This window comes from Labrenzia sp. 5N, assembly GCF_012395805.1.
In the GTDB taxonomy this organism is placed as follows: Bacteria; Pseudomonadota; Alphaproteobacteria; order Rhizobiales; family Stappiaceae; genus Roseibium; species Roseibium algicola.
In genome coordinates this window covers 805,557-825,379 of record NZ_JAAZTM010000020.1, presented here as the reverse complement: position 1 = coordinate 825,379, position 19,823 = coordinate 805,557, and the positions used below count along the sequence as shown (strand labels likewise).

Below are 19,823 nucleotides of genomic sequence, written 5' to 3'. Positions count from 1 at the left end.
GAAAAATCCTGTCGTTGTGCGCAAAGGCAGGCCGGAGCCTTTAAAAATCGGCCATAGTTGACTGTGCTTCGCCTGTAACGTCAACCCGTCGGCAGGGCGAGCTGCGCTCTTCCACCAAGTCTTTGGCAGCAAGCTGCGGTGCTAACGGCAATTGCCGAAATCAGAGCCGACCATGATGCCGCCGTTCGGGGATCTTTTCAGCGGCGCGTTGACGCTGGCTGAAGAACGACAGTCGGAGGAAGACGTTCCGACGCTGGGGGACTGGTAATAGGGGGCGTTTACCCCGGACGTCTGCTGCTGGCACATCTGGTAGGCCATGTCGTAAAGGGCCTGCCAACCGCCGGGCATTGAGCCCATGTTGTCCAGGACGCCAAGCGCTGCACCGGCGCGGGCGCCACGATAAGCGCCCGAAGCCCCGCGCCATTCACCGCCAACAACCGCTCCGGCCATGCCGCCGGACACAGCATCTCCGACGACATCACCGCTGCCCATGCGGGCGTTGGCATAGTCGGTCGCATAGACTGTGCAATCGGTTCCATCCGCCTGAGCTTGTGTGATTGCGGCCGGGAAAGTGAAGAGAAGGGAAGCGCTGAGGTTGAGGGCTGCACGGTTTGCCATGGTCCGTCTCCTGTCTGCAGTGCCTGACTTGCACCGCGAAAGCGCAACAATCCAAATGCCGAGACCGGCCGGAAGAATGTTGCGACATATCGAGAGCAATCGAAACAGGCGCTGCTGATTGCGCCCGTCGATGCAACTGTCCCCGCGGTCCGCAGGGCAAATCTTAAATCGACGGGATATTACGCCTCGACACTTAACAAGGCTCTACCTGGCAAACGCAGGTTTTACTCATGGCTGCTGCTGGGGTTCCAGGAAACTTTCACCTACGTAGCCGGTCTTGCCGTCATACTGAACGCCACACCACCAGTTGCCGCACGTGTTGAAACGAACCTCGGCTCCAGCCGGGATGACGGCCAGAACCGTCGCATCCTTGTTCTGCGCTTCACGCAGATTCACGGATGACTTGATTTTTGCCGAAAGCGGAAACTCCGACGCGGCGGCGCTGGTTTCCGGAGTAGAGGCGGATGCGGTGTCGGTGTCAGGTGCCGTGACGGCCGGAATGTCAGCTCCCAGCGGCGATGCATCCGATACCGGATTTTCGTCGGTCTCCTGCACTGCTGCAGCAGCGCTGGCAACGAGCGTATTGGTGGTACCGCGTGCCGATTGGCTATTTGTTCTGACCGGGGCGGGCTGAGCTGGAGCAAGTCGCGACTGGATCTTGTCGTCGGCAACCTTGTTGGTCTCATGCCCCAGCGGGTTGGAATGGTCTTCAGGTGCAGTGGACGCGATCGACCTTGAGGCGAATACCTCGCGGATACGGTCCTTGGCCGACTTTACCTGCTCTGCGCTTGCGGTCGGTGTTGCGGTCAGATCCGTCCTGCCCTGGTATTCGGGATCTGCGCCGGCAATCAGGCTCTCGATCGTCGGTTCGGTATTGATCTGCTGGGTCTGGACCGTGCGGCTGTCTGCCTCTTTGCCGGCCAGCAGGTCGCTCAGGCTCAAATAGATTGCTCCTGCGCCGACGCCGACAATCACAAGTGTACTGACCAACAGTGTTCTGAAACTCGGACCATGCCGGAAATTGGCTGCCGCTTTGGAAGCGGCTGCAGGTGCGGGGACTTGTTCAGGCTGAAGACCGATATTCCGGGAGCCTCGTACCGGAGTGCGCAACACGCCTGGCATATCAAAGCCGGCTTCGTCCGTTGCACCTGTCAGCGTCGGGCGGCGGGAGGCTGTCGGCTTCAGTTCGTCGGCGGTTGCATGCATCTGAAGGATCTTGGCGGCAAGTGTGCTGGCGTCAGAACCTGTGTCTGCCGCCACTGTGTGAACTTCGGTTTCGCTAAGAGGGACTTCATCGTCCTTGGACGGATCGTTTGGAACGACGAGCTTCAGCTCGTTCTTTTGAGGTGCATTGTCCGGATCGTGGCCTTCGGGGAAGTCGCAAGTGTTGGCTGGCGCGGTGACGGAATACATGTGGCCCTCCTGGTTTTGCGGTGCGGGCACGCTCGGAGCGGTTGCCATATCTGGGTACCGGAGCATTAATCTTCGTTAATGCGTCGGCACGCAGGCCGGATTGCGGCGGCAGTAGGGAATTTTGCATGAAATGTGACGGGTCTGTGGTCTTGCGGGGCCAAATGGATGTGCGTTTGCAAAAGCCTAACCTGTCTCTGACAAACTGCGCGCAAATGGCCTGCCGGTAGAATGAACGGCAGGCATTTCGCCCGGGCAGGGCGAAAGGCGAAGCCAGAAACGACAGGCAAAAAAGATCATGACGCGCTGGATCTCTAACCTCATCTCTCGAACGGTCGGATTGGCGGCGGGCGTTGCTGCTGGAATGGCGCTCACGTGCCACTCGGCGGCCGCGCAGGATGTGCAGGAATTGAAGATCGGCTTGTTGGCGACACTGTCCGGCCCGGCGGCCGTCTACGGTGAACACATGCGCGACGGTTTCATGCTGGCCGTCGAGCAATCCAATGGCGCGCTTGGTGGCTTGCCCACCAATGTGATCGTGGTCGATGACAAGCTGGATCCGGACAACGCGCTGGAGCAGGCAACGAAACTGATCGAGGAAAATGGCGTCGATCTCATCGTCGGCGTCAATTTCTCCAAGGTGATGCTTGCTGTGCACGATCCTATCGTGCGGTCGAAGACCTTGTTTATCGGAACGCATTCCGGGCCTGCGCCGATCGCCGGGCGCAATTGCAGCCGTTATTTCTTCTCCACCGCGTCACAGGACGATCAGGTCCACGAGACGATGGGGCGTTACGCCAGCCTCAAAGGGTACCAAGACGTCGTCACGATCGCTCCGGACTATGAAGCTGCCCGGGATGCCGTTGCCGCGTTCCGCCGCCATTTCAAGGGACAGATCGCCCGCGAACTGTTCCCGAAACTGGGTCAGACCGATTTCTCGGATGAATTCAAGCAGATCGAGGAAATAGAACCGGATGCGATTTTCACCTTTATGCCGGGCGGCATGGGGGTGGAACTGGTGAAACAGTTCCACACTTCCGGGCTGAAGGGTATTGTACCGTTTCTCTCGTCCGACACGGTCAATGCCGTCACGCTACCCTATACGGCGGAGATGGCTGAGGGACTTTACAGCGCATCTCATTGGGCGCCAAACCTTGATAATCCGGCCAACAAGAGGTTCGTGCGGGAGTTCAGTAAGGCCTACAAGTACGAGCCCTCGGTCTACGCTGCGCAGGGCTATGATGCTGCCAAGCTGATCCATTTTGCCCTGGAACTGACCGGGGGCATCAAGGACCAGGAAGCGTTGATCTCGGCTATCAGTGCGGCTCCCTTTGAAAGCGTTCGAGGCGACTTCCGCTTCAATTCCAACCAGTTTCCCATTCAGGATTTCTATATTGTGGAAGGGGTCCGGCGCACCAGCAAGCTCTATGAGATGGAAGCCGTTGCCCGGGTCTTCGACGATGTCGGCGATGCCTATGCCGGTTCGTGCCGTATGTAATTTTATCCTGCACAGACCAGGTATCGGGATAATCTGAAACGATCAGTCCAGAAATCGGACTTGCTCCTCTTGCATTCTGGACTGCGTAGTCCATATCAGAGGCATGAGAAACGCAGAGGTCCATATTTCCGGCTCGGAAAAACGCACGTCAGGTCCGGGCAGGCCGCGCAGCTTCGATGAAGCCGCGGCGCTTGAGGCGGCCATGCATGTTTTCTGGCAGAAGGGCTTTGAAGCGACTTCTCTGGACGATCTCACCAAGGCAATGGGGCTTAGCCGTTCCAGTTTCTACGCGACTTTCGGCTGCAAGCAGACGCTGTTTTTGCGAGCTCTGGAGCATTATTCCAAAAATGGAATCCGTGGCCTGAAGGAAGTTGCCGAAACCGCTGAAGATGACGCGGTGGACGCGATGATGCAGGCTTTGTCCGATCCGAAAGGGGGCCCAAGGGGTTGCCTTCTGGTCAATTGCATCACCGAACTTGCCCCCCATGACGACAAGGTTGCCGAGATTGGCCGTCGTCACCTGGAAAACATCGAAGACCTCTTTGCCAGGGCGATCGACCCGGACAACCCGGATGCTGTCCGGGATAGGGCGAGCGCCTATTCATCGCTTGCCATTGGAACTCTGGCGCTGCGCAAGGCTGGAGTTCCGGCAGAGCGGATTGCCAGAACCCTGAAGCAGGCACGGACCGTCCTGATGCCATAATCGCCCGGGCGGTGTGGAAGCGTTCATGAAGAACCACGGAGTTGTGCGCATAATATTGGACTGTTTAGTCCAGAAATAGTGAAGCAGACAAACTTCAAAAGGAAAGAAGAACATGTCAGAAGCAAAACTGTTTTCGCCCGCAAAGGCAGGGGCAATCGAACTGAAGAACCGTATCGTGATGGCACCGTTGACCCGCAACCGGGCCCGGCACGAAGACGATGCACCGCATGATCTGACAGTGAAATATTACGATCAGCGTGCCGGAGCAGGATTGATCATCACCGAGGCCTCGCAGATCTCGCCGCAGGGCAAGGGATATGCATGGACGCCGGGCATCTATTCAGATGCGCAGGTCGCGGGCTGGAAGAAAGTCACTGATGCGGTTCATGCAAAAGGTGGCAAGATTGTCATCCAGCTCTGGCATGTCGGCCGTATTTCGCATCCGGTTCTCCAGCCGGGTGGCGCAGATCCGGTGGCTCCTTCTGCAATTGCTGCAAAATCCAAGACGTTTGACGGAACGCAATTCGTCGATACGCCGACACCGCGTGCGCTGGACGCCAGCGAGATCCCGGGCATTGTCGAGGACTATAGAAAAGCCGCCGAAAACGCGAAGAAAGCTGGCTTCGACGGTGTCGAGGTGCACGCTGCCAACGGTTATCTGATCGACCAGTTCCTGCGCGACGGCTCCAACAAGCGTGACGATGCCTACGGCGGATCCATCGAGAACCGGACCCGCTTCCTGAAGGAAGTCATGGATGCCGTTGTTGGTGTGCTGGGTGGTGACCGGGTCGGCATCAGGCTGAGCCCGTTCTCCAGCGCCAACGACATTGCCGACAGCAATCCGCAAGCGACCTTCTCGCACGCGATCAAATTGCTCAACGGCTATGGTCTTGCCTACCTGCATCTGGTTGAAGGCCAGACCGGTGGTCCGCGCGATATCCCGGACGGTGGTGATTTGTCAGCTCTCTACGCACTCTTCGACGGCGCCCATATGGGCAACAACGGTTACGACCGTGCTTCCGCAATCGAGGCAGTGGAAACAGGCGCAGTCGATCTGGTCGCGTTCGGCCGTCCGTTCATTTCCAATCCGGATCTGGTCGAGCGGCTGGAGAAGAATGCTCCGCTGAACGCGCTGGATACCGATACGCTCTATGGCGGCAGCGAAAAAGGCTACACGGATTATCCCACCTTGGCAGAAGCGTCTGTCGCGGCGGAGTAATCCAGAAGGTTTCGGGCCGCCCGACATCCACCCCCTCCGGGGCGGTCTGAAGGATAGCCGGTGCAGGGTTTCGACCCGCACCGGCTTTCTTTTTATGCGTGCAAAGGGGTATTTGCCCTGCTGACAAGCAGGTGAGCGGCACACCAGCAGCCAAGTCCCAACTCCACTGCGGTCGCGGCGACAAGTGGTGCAGGGGGCATGCCGTCGAGGGCCAGGCTGACAAGCCGGCCTGTGCCATAGCCAAGCAGTAAGGCGGCGGACACCAGCAATCCGATTGTCTCCCACGAACGGTAGAAAAGACCCATCGAAGCGGCGAAACACGCCAGCAAGATGAGGACGCCGGGTGAGCGAACCTCGCTCATCATCGCCGCGGAAGGATTGAGGGTTATTCCGTTTGAAGAAAACAGAAGCTCCGGCGCAAAGACGATCAGGGAGCCGATCACCAGAAAGGTCAGGGCGGACAGGGCGAGGGCGGCTTTTTTGCTCAGGGTGTTCATTGGCTGTCTCCGGTTCGTTTGAACTGGAAACCAGGATCTGATACGAGTGCCAGATGATCTATGATATAAAGAATAAGAAAACTTGCAGATCGTCCAGATTTCTGGGCAGGTGACCAGCGTTCAAGAGGGAGTTTCTGATGTCCTTGCCGAGCCCGGTCTTGCAAGCTGACCAATCCTCGCCTTCGCTGGATTTTGCCCCGCTTGGCGATGTGTTGCATCTTCTGCGGCTCACGGGAACCTTCTACTGCAATCCTGAACTGTCAGCTCCCTGGGCGATTGATGTTCCGGACATGGGTGGACAGATGGTTCTTCTGGTGGTGACCGAGGGGAGTTGTTTGCTGCAGACCGAGCACTGCGAGACGATTTCCTTGACCGCCGGGCAGCTTGTGCTGTTGCCGCATGGCAAACCGGTTGTCATGAGTAGTGATGCCGAAGCTGTCGCGACGCCTCTGTTCGACATTCCTGCCATCCGCCACAGCCCGTCCTACGAAACCATGATTTTTGGTGGGGGCGGGGCCGTGACCCGGATGACCTGTGGTGTGTTGAAGCTCGACCACGCGGCTGCCGAACGACTGCAGCAGCTGTTGCCCCCCGTCATACGATTGGACACCTTCGCTCAGCACGCCGGCCCATGGATCTACAGTACGTTGAAATACCTGGCAGAAGAGGCGCGTAATCCGCAGCCGGGCGGAGAAACGGTGCTGACACGCCTGACGGATATTCTCGTCGTACAGGCGATCCGGGCGTGGCTGCAGAGCAACGAGGCGCTTGCAACAGGTTGGTTTGCAGCCTTGCGCGATCCGAAGATCGGGCGGGCCCTGCAGGCCTTTCACCGGGCTCCGCAGGAAGGCTGGACCATTGCCAGGTTGGCGGAAAGGGCTGGTATGTCACGATCCGCGTTTGCCGCGCGCTTCAAGCAACTGACCGGAGAAGGTGCCATGCAGTATGCCCTGCATTGGCGCATGCAATTGGCGCAAATGGATCTGAAGGAAGGAAAGCGTACACTGGCGGAGATTGCCATCGGGCTCGGCTACGAGTCCGAAGCAGCATTTGCACGGGCCTTCAAACGGATTGTCGGGACGTCGCCGGGGGCATATCGAAGGCAATAAACCGGCGTGATTTCAGCATCGGCCGCGGCTGTGACTGGTAACCGTACCGGAGCGTACTCTTTTTTCCCATTCCGGCCTTTCGTTCGGCAAAAAAACCTGTCAAACCCATATCAGAGCTAAATCGGGCGCGGAAACCTGATCCGCTCCGGCAGCACGTCGCGCCGGAGGGACAAAGGCCTGCACACGTAGGGAGAAACGAAAATGCCCCCGTATCGTTCCAGAACATCCACTCACGGCCGCAATATGGCTGGTGCGCGCGGCCTTTGGCGCGCGACCGGCATGAAGGACGACGACTTCGGCAAGCCGATCATTGCCATCGCCAACTCCTTCACACAGTTTGTGCCGGGCCACGTCCATCTGAAGGACCTCGGCCAGCTGGTTGCCAGAGAAGTGGAAAAGGCTGGCGGTGTCGCCAAGGAATTCAACACCATCGCGGTCGATGACGGTATCGCCATGGGACACGATGGCATGCTCTATTCGCTGCCCTCGCGCGAAGTGATTTCCGATGCGGTCGAATACATGGTCAACGGCCATTGCGCGGATGCGCTTGTCTGTATTTCCAACTGCGACAAGATTACCCCGGGCATGCTGAACGCTGCCATGCGGCTCAACATTCCGGTTGTCTTCGTTTCCGGCGGGCCGATGGAAGCCGGCAAGGTGGTGCTGGAAAATGGCGTTGCCAAGTCTGTCGACCTGATCGACGCGATGATTGCCGCTGCCGACGACCGGATGTCCGATGCAGACGTTCTGACAATGGAACAGAATGCCTGCCCGACATGCGGATCCTGCTCGGGCATGTTCACGGCGAACTCCATGAACTGCCTGACGGAAGCCCTTGGTCTGGCCTTGCCGGGCAACGGCTCGACGCTGGCAACCCACGCAGATCGCGAACGGCTTTTCGTGGAAGCTGGGCATCTGATCGTCGATCTTGCTAAACGCTACTACGAGCAGGACGACGAAAGCGTGCTGCCGCGGAACATTGCGAACTTCAAGGCGTTCGAAAACGCCATGAGCCTCGATATCTCCATGGGCGGATCCACCAACACGATCCTGCACCTTCTGGCAGCGTCCCATGAAGGCGAAATCGGCTTCACCATCGATGACATCGACCGCCTGTCGAAACAGGTTCCGGTGCTGTGCAAGGTCGCGCCCGCGGTCGAAAACATCCACATGGAAGACGTCCACCGGGCGGGCGGCATCATGGGTATTCTCGGCGAACTGGACCGGGCAGGGCTGCTGCACACGGACCTTCCGACAGTTCATTCGGCCACGATGAAGGAAGCACTCTCGCGTTGGGATATCCGCCAGACGAACTCCGAGAGCGTGCACAAGTTCTTCAGTGCAGCACCGGGCGGTGTGCCGACACAGGTTGCCTTCAGCCAGGAGCGTCGCTGGGACGATCTCGACATCGACCGCAAGACCGGTGTCATCCGCGAGGCGGAACATGCCTACAGCAAGGATGGCGGCCTCGCCGTGCTTTACGGCAACATTGCCGAGGATGGCTGTGTGGTGAAGACTGCCGGTGTTGATGAAAGCATCCTGAAGTTTTCCGGTCCGGCTCGGATCTTCGAGAGCCAGGACAGTGCCGTCTCCGCGATCCTGACCAACAAGGTCAAGGAAGGCGACGTGGTGCTGATCCGCTACGAAGGTCCGCGCGGTGGTCCGGGCATGCAGGAAATGCTCTATCCGACCAGCTACCTGAAGTCCAAGGGACTCGGCAAAGCCTGCGCGTTGATCACCGATGGCCGTTTCTCGGGTGGTTCTTCGGGCCTGTCCATTGGCCACATTTCTCCGGAAGCTGCCGAAGGCGGTGCTATCGGACTGGTCGAGGAAGGCGATCCTATCGTGATCGATATTCCGAACCGTGTTCTGAAGGTCGATCTGCCGGATTCAGTCTTTGCCGAACGCCGCGCTGCAATGGAAGCAAAGGGCGATCAAGCCTGGAAGCCGGTCGAGATCCGCAAGCGCAAGGTTTCAACGGCACTTCGCGCCTACGCCAAACTGACCACCAGCGCTTCCAAAGGCGCCTTCCGGGTTGTTGACTGACAACGAGCTGAACTGAATTTTGGCAAACTGCAACTGCAACGCCCTGCGCCCGATAGGCCGTGGGGCGTTTGTCATTTCAAGGTTATGACAAGGCAAGACAATCGCTTCAGCCTGAAGGCTTGTTGGTTGTTCGGGAAATCAATTCGCCCAATACCCTTGTCATTCGCATGCTTCCGCCGCACATATCCGGCTTATCTTCCGGTTCAGATCCAAGGCAGTAGATGGATTCTCTTACCCAGTTTGTTCTCGGCGCAGCCGTCTCCACAGCACTCCTTGGCAAAAAACTTGGCCCCAGAAAGGCTGCTCTTATCGGCGGGGCCCTTGGGACGTTGCCGGATCTGGATGTCCTGATCCCCTATGATGATCCAATCGACAGTTTCGTCTACCATCGCGGCTGGACCCATTCGGTCTTTGTACATGCATTGGCGGCGCCATTGTTGGGCGAGGGGCTGATAAGACTGTTCAAGGGCCTGAGGGACTACCGCTGGCTGACCTGGCTCACTGTCTTCCTGTGTCTTGCCACCCATGCAGGCATTGATGCAATGACGGTCTACGGCACGCGTCTGTTCTGGCCTTTTTATCCGGATCCCGTCGGCGTCGGGTCGGTGTTTATTATTGATCCGCTCTATACTCTGCCTCTTCTGGCTGTCGTGATCTGGGCTCTGTTCAGGAAAAACTGGACACGGCGCTTTCAGGCCTGGATGACGGCTGCACTGGTGGTTTCGACCGGATATCTTGGCCTGAGCGTCGTCCTTCAGCGTCATGTCGAGCAGAAAGCTCAGGATCTGTTCAGGCAGGAAGGCATTCTTCCGGACAAAGTTTTTGCAATTGCCGCTCCCTTCAACATTCTCGTCTGGAAGGTCATCGGCCTTCAGGAAGACCGCTACGACAATCTGTATTATTCGCTTCTGGACGAGGGCGGGAAACCGGAGATCTATACCCATCCTCGACACCCGGAACTCGTTGCCTGTGTTGAAGATACGCAGGCCTTCCGGAAACTGGACTGGTTCAGCCGTGGCTACTACAGGGCCGAACTAGACGACGGAAAGCTCGTCATCTCCGATCTGCGCATGGGCATGACCCCGAACTATGTTTTCCGCTTTGCGATTGCCGACGCCCAGGATGATGGCTTCCGGGAAATCCCTCCACGAAGCGCAACGGGAGAGGTGAGGGTGGATCCTCAAGACTGGACGTGGCTGACTGCCCGGCTCAAGGGTGTGGTAGCGGTGCGCCAGGCGGAGGCAGCTGTTGCTGGAACTGGAGAGGCCATTGCCGGGCGGGCATGTGCGCTCCCTGATGGGACTTCCGGTTAGAACACTGCATTGCCGCTGAATTAGATGCCCCTGCAATCCACTTGTGTGAGTTGATGTGAAACCGCCTGCTGGCAAGTGGCAGCAGAAATTCTTCAGGTTTTACAGATTGTTAGCTGCTTTAATTTTGAGCATGTTTTCTGCGGGAATATGCCCGGTACTGCGTTGGCGCTGGCGTGGTTGAGGCGAATTTGATCAATTATTTCAGTTAGTTAAATTTAGATTTTTGTTCATTTGAACTTAGGCGAGATTGCTGAAGAAATGGGCACCCGTTTTGCAGTAAAAGACCTGACAAAATTAGCAAGACAGAATTAACCTCTCGGCGAAATCATGCCTGTGTTTTCGAACGACGGGGCAAATACATCATGAGCCGGGCGGCATACACTAGATCCGTTCTCTGCGGTGCCGGTATTCTGGTGGCGGGGCCGGCAATGGCCGCGCAGACAATGGAGCTGGCGACTTTCCAGAAGAGCCTGGACATGGTCTGGGTGCTGTTTGCAGCCGGGCTGGTTTTGTTGATGCAAGTTGGCTTCATGTTGCTGGAAGCTGGCCTCGTCCGTTCCAAGAACTCGATCAACGTTGCCCAGAAGAACCTTCTCGATCTCGCTGTCTCCGTTCTGATCTTTGCGGTCTTTGGCTTTTCGCTGGCATTCGGCGCCGGCGGAAGCTGGTTTGCGGGATTTGATACGCGGTTGTTCGGTCTGTCCGACCTTGATCCCTGGGGCCTGACCATCTTCGCCTTCCAGGTCATGTTCTGCGGTACGGCGGCAACGATCATTTCCGGTGCGGTGGCTGAACGCATGCGCCTTTCGGCGTACATCTGGTGTTCCGTGCTGACCGCCGGGCTGATCTACCCTGTGTTTGCGCATTGGGCCTGGGGACAGGCGCTGTTTTCAGATGCCACGGCAATGCTTGCCAACATCGGCTTTGTCGATTTCGCGGGGTCAACGGTGGTCCATGGCACGGGCGCATGGATCGCGCTGGCTGCCTGTGTGACCCTGGGGCCGAGATCCGGCCGCTTCGGAGCCGACGGGCGTGCCTATCGCATTCAGGGCCACAGTTCCGTTCTTGCAACGTCTGGTGCGTTGATCCTTTTTGTCGGCTGGCTTGGCTTCAACGGCGGCTCCACACTTGCCGCCTCCTGGCATGTGCCGATGATCCTTGCCAACACCGTTCTCGCCGCCGCGGCTGGCACCGGGGCGGGGTATCTTCTTGGCCGGCAGAAAGACAAGGTCATTCTGCCGGAAAACTCGATCTCGGGGCTATTGGGTGGCCTGGTTGCCGTCACGGCCGGTTGCCATCTTCTGACCCCGGTCGGTGCACTGGTGATCGGCGCTGCCGGTGGTGCCGTTGCCATTCTCGGTGCGGTCCTTCTGGAACGTGTCCTGAAGATTGACGATCCCGTCGGCGCAATCAGCGTACACGGATTTTCAGGCGTTGCCGGTACGCTGGGCCTGGCGCTTCTGGCACCAGCAGACCAGTTGCCGCTGGGAGCTCATCTGCCGCAGTTTCTGGTCCAGTTCACCGGAGCGCTTGCCTGCTTTGTCTGGAGTTTCGGGTCCGGTTGGCTTGTCCTGTCCGTCCTGAACAAGATGCAGCCGATCCGGCTCGACCTTGCAAGCGAGGATCTTGGCCTCAACGAGGCGGAGCACGGCACGCGGCTCGGTATCGGACATGTGGAAGATGCCCTTGATCGCCTGATTGCCGGCAAGGCGGACCTTTCCATGAGGCTGGAAGTTGCCAAGGGCGATGATTCAGAGCGCCTGACGCGACTGTTCAATGCGCTCATGGATACCGTTCAGAATGAGGAACAGGCTCACAATCGTGCCGCAGATGCCAAGCGCACGCGCGAAGAGGCCGAACGACTGTCGGCCCTTGCCAACGCCACATTCGATGCAATCGTCATTTCGGTCGACGGACGGATCCTGGACGGTAACAAGACCTTCGAGGATCTCATCGGCTATCCGATCGACGAACTCGAGATGCGCGGACTGTACGAGTTTGTCGATAATGAACTCGCCGGCACGCTCGAGGAGCATCTGGTCAAGGCGGAAAAGGAACCGAGGGAAGTCACTCTGATCAACCGCTCCGGCGAGCGTGTGCCCGTCGAGATCCGCACCCGTGTCATTTCCTATCGCGGCATTCCGACCCGCGTCTCCGCTCTGGTTGACCTGAGGGAGCGCAAGAAGGCTGAGGCACAGATCCTGCACCTTGCCCAGCACGATCCGTTGACGGACTTGCCCAATCGCGCCGTCTTCAATGCCGAGCTCAAACAGACCATCGGCAAGTGCAAGCAGCACGGTATGTCGGCAGCCCTTCTGATCATCGATCTGGACCGCTTCAAGGATATCAATGATCTGCACGGTCACCCGGTCGGTGACATCGTTATCCGGGTCACCGCCGAGCGTTTGCGCCACTCGTGCCGCCACGGCGATACCGTTTCACGCCTCGGCGGCGATGAGTTTGCGATCATCCAGAACGGCATCCAATTCGCCAATCAGGCAGAGGATATGGCCATGCGTCTGGTCAAGTCCCTGTCGGAGCCGATCGACTGTGGTCACGGGCTAATTCTGAAACCGGGTGCAAGCATCGGTGTTGCGCTGATGACCGGATACGACGCCGAAGACCAGGTCATCTCCAATGCCGACATCGCGCTTTACAATGCCAAGAACGGCGGACGGCATACCTATTGTGTCTTCCAGCCGGGCATGGGGGATGAAGTCCGTCAGCGCAGGGCCTTGGAAAAGGACATGAATACGGCACTCTCGGCGGGCGAATTCGAGTTGTTTTTCCAGCCGCGCATGTGCCTGGCAACCGCGCGTATCGTCAGCTATGAAGCGCTCATCCGCTGGAACCATCCCGAGCGAGGACTTGTCAGTCCTGCCGAGTTCATTCCCGTCGCGGAGGCTTCCGGACAGATCGTTCTGATCGGCAAGTATGTGTTGGCTGAAGCCTTGAGGATAGCCTCCTCGACAATCACGACTGCCAGCATCAGCATCAACGTCAGCCCGGTTCAGTTCCGTGATCGGGATTTTGTCGATGACGTTCGCAGAGCCATCGAAACGTCAGGTGTTCCGGCAGGACGGATCGAACTGGAAATCACAGAAAACACCCTGATTGAAGACGACGCCAGAGCATTGGCGGTGCTGACACGCCTGAAGGAAATCGGGGTGAAAATAGCGCTGGACGATTTCGGCGTCGGTTATTCGTCCCTCAGCTACCTGAGCCGCTTTCCCTTCGATTGCATCAAGATCGACCGGTCCTTCGTTTCCGAAGCACAGCGCAATTACGGTTCATTGGCGATCATCGAAACGGTGGTCAGGCTCGGCAAGGCTCTCAAGATGCGCGTCGTCGCCGAAGGCGTGGAAGACACGGAAAAGCTCTGCCTGTTGGCACAGCGCGGATGCCACGAAGCTCAGGGTTATCTGATCGGAATGCCCGCACCGACGTCCAAACTTGTCCGGAGTATCCCGGAAGAAGTGAGTGAGGCGCTCGATCGGCTGAAGTTCGGCGGGCTGCAGGTGTTTGAAGCGGCCAACCAGAAGAACCTGGCCAGCTAGACGCCTGCTTCAGTTCACGTTGGATTCCGACAGTGGCAGAAGCACGGTCCTGTTCAGCAGGGCATCCGGATCGTGTATTTCCGGCACCTGGGTGCAGTCGGGCTGCGGTTCGGTTGTCTCGCCGCGCTTTTCCTTGAGTTCCGCGCAGATGGGAATGGCCGCCTGCCGGGTGCCGTTGACAGCCGTCGTCACGATGTCTTGCAGCGTGCCTTCGCCAGCGTGCAATGCGACAGCGAGATGCTTTCCGAACAGCGAAATCGTGCGGTCTGCGGAATAATTGGCTGACTGGCCTGGACCAGAGGAAATGACCAACGCTTCCGGCCTGTTCTTGTTATCGACCGCATGATGTTCAAGAAGGCCAAGGTCGAACGCTTGAGGATTGTTGGTGTCGAGTATCAAAATGACTTCACCAGCAGGAATGGCGTGGATCAGTGCCGCAAACGCGGAAGCAGACATCCAGGTTCCGTCGCTGATCGCCTGAAGCGTTGTCTCGGGCTTGGCACTGGCCCAGAGCTCCAGCGCATAGTTGGTTTGGTCAGCGGTGCCGGTTGCCTCGACAACACCAAGTGGCAAGTTGGCATAGATCACCAGCCGGTCTTCAGGTCCGAGCTTGTTGGCAAGTTCGGTTGCCTTGAGTTTGAGAGCGGCAGCACTGGCGCCCTCGTTGACAAGCAAGTGTTGCCGGTCTGGCCCGGCGTCGAGCCTTGGGGCCAGTGAGGACATCACCTTGTCCACACTGTAACGGCAGATTTCGACCGATTGCGGGTTCCAGGGAGGGCAGGTTCCAAGACCGAGGATGTGGTTCTTCAACGACGCGCCGTCTTCGGCAGCGGAAGGTTGACCATAAAAGGGAAACATCAGAATGGCTGCCGCCACGAGGCAGCGGCATGCGTCACCCCACGACCGAACCCTGCGTGTCCTTGCCTCTGGTACGCTTACGGCCATCATGTCTCCCTGAAACCTGTTTTGACAGGATTTGGTATTTATACTTTTCAACAGTGAAGGCTGAATAAACCAGACTGCGTATATCTATAGAACTCTGTTGTAATCTGTTAATCAACTTTCTTTTGGCAAAGCAGTCTTCAAATCATGCTGAAACATGCGAAACGAAGATGCAGAACTTATCTTTCGATACTAAAGTTACGTAACGTAAAATTAGATCTCAGGCATTCAGTTGTTTGAGACGCTCGATCACTTGTTGGGTGTCGTCTGTAAGGGGTCCGGTGTCGGCCTTTCCCACCGCACTGACCATGCGGATCAAATCTGGCAGAGTGTCGCGACCGCCAAGATTTACCGTACGTTTGATGAGGCGCCGGATCATGTCGTCCGGATTGCTGCTCTGATTGGCGAGCCATTTGGCAAACTGGAACAGTTCCTCCACTTCACCGGCAGGCATTGCAAACACCGACTGAAGCTGTTCCAGGATCATATCCTGTTCGGCTCTGGAAATGCCGCCATCGGTTTCGGCGACGAGGACCAGGAGAGCAGCAGCCGAAACACGAGGGTCATCGACACCTTCCGCCGGGTGCTGGTTTGCTCGTGTCCTGAACCCGAAACGCCGCGCGGCTGCCTTGATGTCTTGAGCAGCATCAAGCACCACCCTGGTGTTGTCGGCGACCCTGCGAACTCGATAGATCCAAAAAGCGCCAGCGGCTAAAATGCCAAGAGCTGCAAGCAGAATATGCAAGGAAAATCTCCTTCAAAAAAACTGCGTCAGCTTTACCTCAGGTTGCGGGAAAAATCGTGACAAAAATCACGAGGGTGCCGGGAGTTGAAAGAAAAAAAGCCGCGCCGGTTCGGCGCGACTGTTTTTCGACGGCTCAATTAGGAATCGTTGCCGTCGGTCTTGTCCATGAGCGGCTGGTTGGTTGCCTGATTGCCGTCCAGGTCCATTTTGGTTGAAGCGTGGTTTTCAACACGGCCTTCAACCTGCTGTTCGGCGGTCAACGGTTCGTCACCGTCAAGATCGCCCACCATTGCCTTGGGGGCATCAACCGGTGCGTCAGCCGCAGCTGCTGCGTTTGCTTCAGGACATGCAACAATTGGCTTGTCGCCGCTTCCGTCGCTGCCGCAAGGATCTTCCGCCTGTGCGAAGCTGACCATTGCCGTGGAGGCGATGAATGCGCTCATGAGCGGAACGATTGTCTTCTTAAGGGTAAGCATTGGTTTTCTCCTTTGCTTCGTGAGACACCTGCAACTCGCTGAAACCTGACTTGAGGTCCGTGCCGTTGAGGCGGTCGGGGAGAAAATGCAATGACACCCGGTATCGTTCCTGATTTTTCAGTCACGAAATTTTCAGATGAGGAACATCAAGTTTCAGGAACGAAATGGACCGGCACTTTTCGCGCGCGTGGGTAAACGGTATTGAGAAACAAGACGTTGAATGGAAAAAGTGAAACGGCGCCATCAACGGCGCCGTTCGGGATTTCAACGTTTGGAGAGGGCTGACATTGCCCTGCTGCTCGCAAATCAGGAAGCTGCAGCCACCTGTTGGTCTTTTGACGCAACAAGGCGTGTAACCACGTTTTCTATAATCTTGTGGCCGGCATCCTGATCCAGAGACATGATCGACTCCGGATGGAATTGCACCGCCGCGATCGCTTCTTTCTCGTGTTCTATCGCCATCACGATCCCGTCGTCGGTTTCCGCAGTCACGCGGATATCTGCCGGCACCGTTTCCCGTTTGGCGTAAAGCGAGTGGTAGCGGCCGACGACCACCGGGGCGTTGAGGCCTTCAAACAGCAGCGAGTTTCCGGAAACGGAAATCGGCGAAGGCTTGCCGTGCATCGGTACGTCAAGCTGGCCCAGTTCCGCCCCGAAGTATTCGGAGAGCGCCTGCAGCCCGAGGCAGACACCGAAAATAGGCAAGGCGCGCGCGCGAGCTCGGCCGATGGTGGCGGCACAGTCGAAGTCCTTGGGATTGCCTGGGCCGGGAGACAGGACCACCAGATCCGGATTGACGTCGTGAAAGACGTGGTCTGCCACCGGGGTTCGGTAGGTAACGACATCTGCGCCGGTCTGGCGGAAATAGTTGGCAAGCGTGTGCACGAAACTGTCTTCGTGGTCGACCAGCAGGATCTTCATACCTTTGCCGGGTTTCCGGTCCTCGCGCTTCTCCTGCGCGTTGACGGCAAGACCGGCCTCGCGAACGGCTGCCCGCATGGCTTCCGCCTTCAGTTCGGTTTCGGCTTCCTCGTCTTCCGGAACACTGTCGTACAGCAGGGTCGCGCCGGCACGGATCTGGGCTGTGCCATCCTTGATGCGCACGGTGCGCAACGTCAGGCCGGTGTTCATGTCTCCATTAAAGAGCACGGCACCAATTGCGCCGCCATACCAGGCGCGTGGGGACTTTTCGTGGTCTTCGATAAACTGCATGGCCCAGCGTTTGGGTGCGCCTGTCACGGTTACCGCCCAGGTGTGGGAGAGGAAAGCATCGAGCGCATCCATGTCTTCGCGCAGGATGCCTTCTATGTGGTCCACCGTATGGATCAGGCGGGAGTACATCTCGATCTGCCGCCGCCCGATCACCCGAACGGAGCCGGGAACGCAGACGCGGCTCTTGTCGTTGCGGTCGACATCGGAGCACATGGTCAGTTCCGCTTCGTCCTTGGCAGAGTTCAGCAGCTTGCGGATCTGGGCTTCGTCTTCAATGGCGTTCTTGCCGCGCCGGATCGTTCCGGAAATCGGGCAGGTTTCCACCCGGCGACCTCCGGTGACCCGCACGTACATTTCCGGCGAAGCGCCGACGAGATATTCCTGATTGCCGAGATTGAAGAAGAATGAATAGGGGGAAGGGTTGATCTGGGCGAGGCGCCGCGAAACGGCGGACGGTGGATTGGCACAGGGCTCGTAGAAGGTCTGGCCAGGCACGGTCTCGAACAGATCGCCCCTGCGGAAGTAGTCCTTGGCCTTCTCGACGAGCTTTGCATATTCGCCGGATTCATGATCACCGCGGCCAGGGTCACGGTTCGCCGGCGTATACTGCTGCTTGGCTCCCGTCCGCTCCATGCCCTTGGTGGTACGACCACCGACAACAAAGTCATATTCCAGCACGTAGGCGCGCTTGCCGTGGTGATCGACGATCAGGATCTCATCCGGCAAAAACAGGACGACGTCGCGCTGGTCGTCCGGTCGGTCGAGCTTCTGTTCGATGGGTTCGAACTGAAAGGCAACGTCATAGCCGAAGGCGCCGTAAAGCCCGAGCTGGTCATCGCCACAGGCGAACATGTCCTTCAGGGCACGGATTATCGAAAAGGTAGACGGCTGGCGTGAGCGTTCTTCCTCGTTGAACAACCGGTCGGGCCGCTTGACCGTTAGCTGGATCTTGCCGGTGTCGACATTGAACGTGTCCACATCGTCATGTTTTTTCAGCACTTCGGCAATTGCCGGCAGCAGCAGGCCGCCGCGGTCGTTCAGAGCACGGACCTCGACGTTTCTGTCCGTTGCTTCCATCACCAGGGGCGGGTTCACCAGCGCCATGTCCCAGCGAGTATACCGTCCGGGATATTCATAGGAGGAGGAAAGGACCGCCCCCATCTCGGCATCCAGCCGGTCGATCCATTCCGACGTTCCGGTTTCGTAGTCGGAAGGGCGCGATGTGCGCAGGATGGTGATCCCGCAATCGGTTTCATAGGTCTGGTCTGCCAGCACCGGCATGTCTCTGGTCCCGTTCTGGTGGCTGCCTTTGTGACGGCCTTATAAAGAACCAAGGCCGCCAGCGGTGTCCCGCGGCGGCCTTTGGTTTGATACTCGATCCCTTCAGAGCATGATTGATCGCTGGCCGCCTATTTCGCGCGACGCCACCACCAAGCTGCTTTCAGGTTCATGTTCATGGCAAGAGGGATAGATTATACGCTTCTGGATGGCAATGAAAAAAGACTACCTGACGTTTTACCGGCTTTTCCAGTGCGGCGCGGGGCGCCCATCCTTCAGACCGTGCTTCAGCCATTCGTCCCAGGCTGCATCGATATCATCATAAGTCCCATTCTCCTGTATGGCGTGCAGTCCCTCATCGAGAAGGGCTGCTACCGCGCTAGAGCGCTCGGGCGTCAATTTGGAAAACGACACGAAAAGACCGAACCTTGCGAGTTCGTGGACAGCCTTGGGGGCTGGGGAAATGAGATCCTGACTGTTGTTGATGTGAAAGTCGGCAACCTTTTCGTAGGCGACGGCGTAGTCGGTTCGCCTCTTCGCTACCAGCGCAAGTGTCTGCAGATCGGAATCCACTTCAACCTTCGAGATCGTCTCATCGGCATCGAAGGCATCGGTGTAGGTGTACCCTCTGACCACGGAGAAGGTCTTGTCTTTCAAGAAATCGGGATGAAATTTCGCCGTGTTGTCCGGATGGCTGTAAACCAGGATCTTTCCGAAAAACAGCGGTGTCTGGTGAAAAATGTAATTGCGCTTGTTTTCATCCGAGCCGGTGGTGTCGAAGCAGCCAAGCTGTCTGCCCTGGGCGACCTCACGTATGCACCTGTTGTACGGCATGACGTGGAGCGTGACGTCGCAGTGTTTTGCGCTCAAGGCAGCGGTTACTAGATCCACTGCAAATCCGCGTAGCTCTCCGTCATGAAGGCCTGAATAGGGAAAAAAGGCATCTTCCGCTGCAAGAACGATCTCTTCATGCATCGGGCATTGGCCGGATTGTTCCGCCTTCGCGTTATCGATAGGCGACAGCAGCATCGCACTGAATAGAACCAACGCATGCGGCAGCCTGACTGTAATACATTCAAGCAATGCCATTGCCCGGCACGCCGTCTGGGAAGGCGATGATCCCATTTCGGTGGTCGACCCTTTCAGTGTTGGGAAACCCGTTCACGCCTGGTTGTCGTGAAGGTCCTTCATATTTACGTT

At 57.7% G+C, this 19,823-nt stretch carries 15 protein-coding genes; 7 read left to right on the top strand and 8 right to left on the bottom strand.

Going from position 1 to position 19,823, the window contains the following annotated elements; genetic code table 11:
• Positions 1-141 precede the first annotated feature (141 nt).
• Entirely contained in the window at positions 142-618 is a 477-nt protein-coding gene (locus HEP89_RS24230) for a hypothetical protein (RefSeq protein WP_168693240.1), read from the bottom strand.
• 228 nt (positions 619-846) lie between these two features.
• Entirely contained in the window at positions 847-2,031 is a 1,185-nt protein-coding gene (locus tag HEP89_RS24225; RefSeq protein WP_168693239.1) for an SH3 domain-containing protein, read from the bottom strand.
• Positions 2,032-2,326: 295 nt separating this feature from the next.
• On the opposite strand from HEP89_RS24225, the gene HEP89_RS24220 reads away from it, so the two are divergent.
• The 3 genes from HEP89_RS24220 to HEP89_RS24210 all read left to right on the top strand — a co-directional run bounded on the left by HEP89_RS24220 (position 2,327) and on the right by HEP89_RS24210 (position 5,448).
• Positions 2,327-3,526 carry an ABC transporter substrate-binding protein gene (locus tag HEP89_RS24220; protein ID WP_168693238.1) on the top strand — a complete coding sequence of 400 codons (1,200 nt, stop codon included), beginning with the start codon at positions 2,327-2,329 and terminating at the stop codon, positions 3,524-3,526.
• Between the two features lie 103 nt (positions 3,527-3,629).
• A complete protein-coding gene (locus tag HEP89_RS24215) occupies positions 3,630-4,229 on the top strand; it encodes a TetR/AcrR family transcriptional regulator (protein ID WP_168693237.1) in 600 nt (199 codons plus the stop codon).
• A gap of 112 nt (positions 4,230-4,341) precedes the next feature.
• Positions 4,342-5,448, top strand: coding sequence for an alkene reductase (locus HEP89_RS24210; protein WP_055653755.1), 1,107 nt, complete (start codon positions 4,342-4,344; stop codon positions 5,446-5,448).
• A gap of 92 nt (positions 5,449-5,540) precedes the next feature.
• On the opposite strand, the gene HEP89_RS24205 is transcribed toward HEP89_RS24210, so the two are convergent.
• On the bottom strand, positions 5,541-5,945 hold the full coding sequence (locus tag HEP89_RS24205; RefSeq protein ID WP_168693236.1) for a DUF4345 domain-containing protein: 405 nt from the start codon (positions 5,943-5,945) through the stop codon (positions 5,541-5,543).
• Between the two features lie 137 nt (positions 5,946-6,082).
• Here HEP89_RS24205 and HEP89_RS24200 point away from each other — a divergent pair, with 137 nt between their 5' ends.
• From HEP89_RS24200 to amt, 4 genes are all read left to right on the top strand, one after another.
• Entirely contained in the window at positions 6,083-7,054 is a 972-nt protein-coding gene (locus HEP89_RS24200; protein WP_168693235.1) for an AraC family transcriptional regulator, read from the top strand.
• A gap of 201 nt (positions 7,055-7,255) precedes the next feature.
• A complete protein-coding gene (gene ilvD / locus HEP89_RS24195; protein WP_152511049.1) occupies positions 7,256-9,100 on the top strand; it encodes a dihydroxy-acid dehydratase in 1,845 nt (614 codons plus the stop codon).
• A 221-nt stretch (positions 9,101-9,321) separates the two neighbouring features.
• Positions 9,322-10,413: a metal-dependent hydrolase gene (locus HEP89_RS24190; protein ID WP_168693234.1), complete on the top strand. Its 1,092-nt coding sequence runs from the start codon at positions 9,322-9,324 to the stop codon at positions 10,411-10,413.
• Positions 10,414-10,775: 362 nt separating this feature from the next.
• Complete coding sequence (amt, locus tag HEP89_RS24185) at positions 10,776-13,970, top strand: ammonium transporter (RefSeq protein ID WP_209014812.1); 3,195 nt, start codon at positions 10,776-10,778, stop codon at positions 13,968-13,970.
• A gap of 9 nt (positions 13,971-13,979) precedes the next feature.
• On the opposite strand, the gene HEP89_RS24180 is transcribed toward amt, so the two are convergent.
• The 5 genes from HEP89_RS24180 to HEP89_RS24160 all read right to left on the bottom strand — a co-directional run bounded on the left by HEP89_RS24180 (position 13,980) and on the right by HEP89_RS24160 (position 19,712).
• Positions 13,980-14,918 (bottom strand): hypothetical protein, encoded by a 939-nt coding sequence (locus tag HEP89_RS24180; RefSeq protein WP_209014811.1) that lies wholly within the window; start codon positions 14,916-14,918, stop codon positions 13,980-13,982.
• 214 nt (positions 14,919-15,132) lie between these two features.
• Positions 15,133-15,657, bottom strand: coding sequence for a TerB family tellurite resistance protein (locus tag HEP89_RS24175; protein WP_168693233.1), 525 nt, complete (start codon positions 15,655-15,657; stop codon positions 15,133-15,135).
• 137 nt (positions 15,658-15,794) lie between these two features.
• A complete protein-coding gene (locus tag HEP89_RS24170; RefSeq protein WP_023004080.1) occupies positions 15,795-16,133 on the bottom strand; it encodes a hypothetical protein in 339 nt (112 codons plus the stop codon).
• Positions 16,134-16,439: 306 nt separating this feature from the next.
• Entirely contained in the window at positions 16,440-18,626 is a 2,187-nt protein-coding gene (locus HEP89_RS24165; RefSeq protein WP_168693232.1) for an anthranilate synthase component I, read from the bottom strand.
• 234 nt (positions 18,627-18,860) lie between these two features.
• Positions 18,861-19,712: a transporter substrate-binding domain-containing protein gene (locus tag HEP89_RS24160; RefSeq protein WP_168693231.1), complete on the bottom strand. Its 852-nt coding sequence runs from the start codon at positions 19,710-19,712 to the stop codon at positions 18,861-18,863.
• Positions 19,713-19,823: the final 111 nt, after the last annotated feature.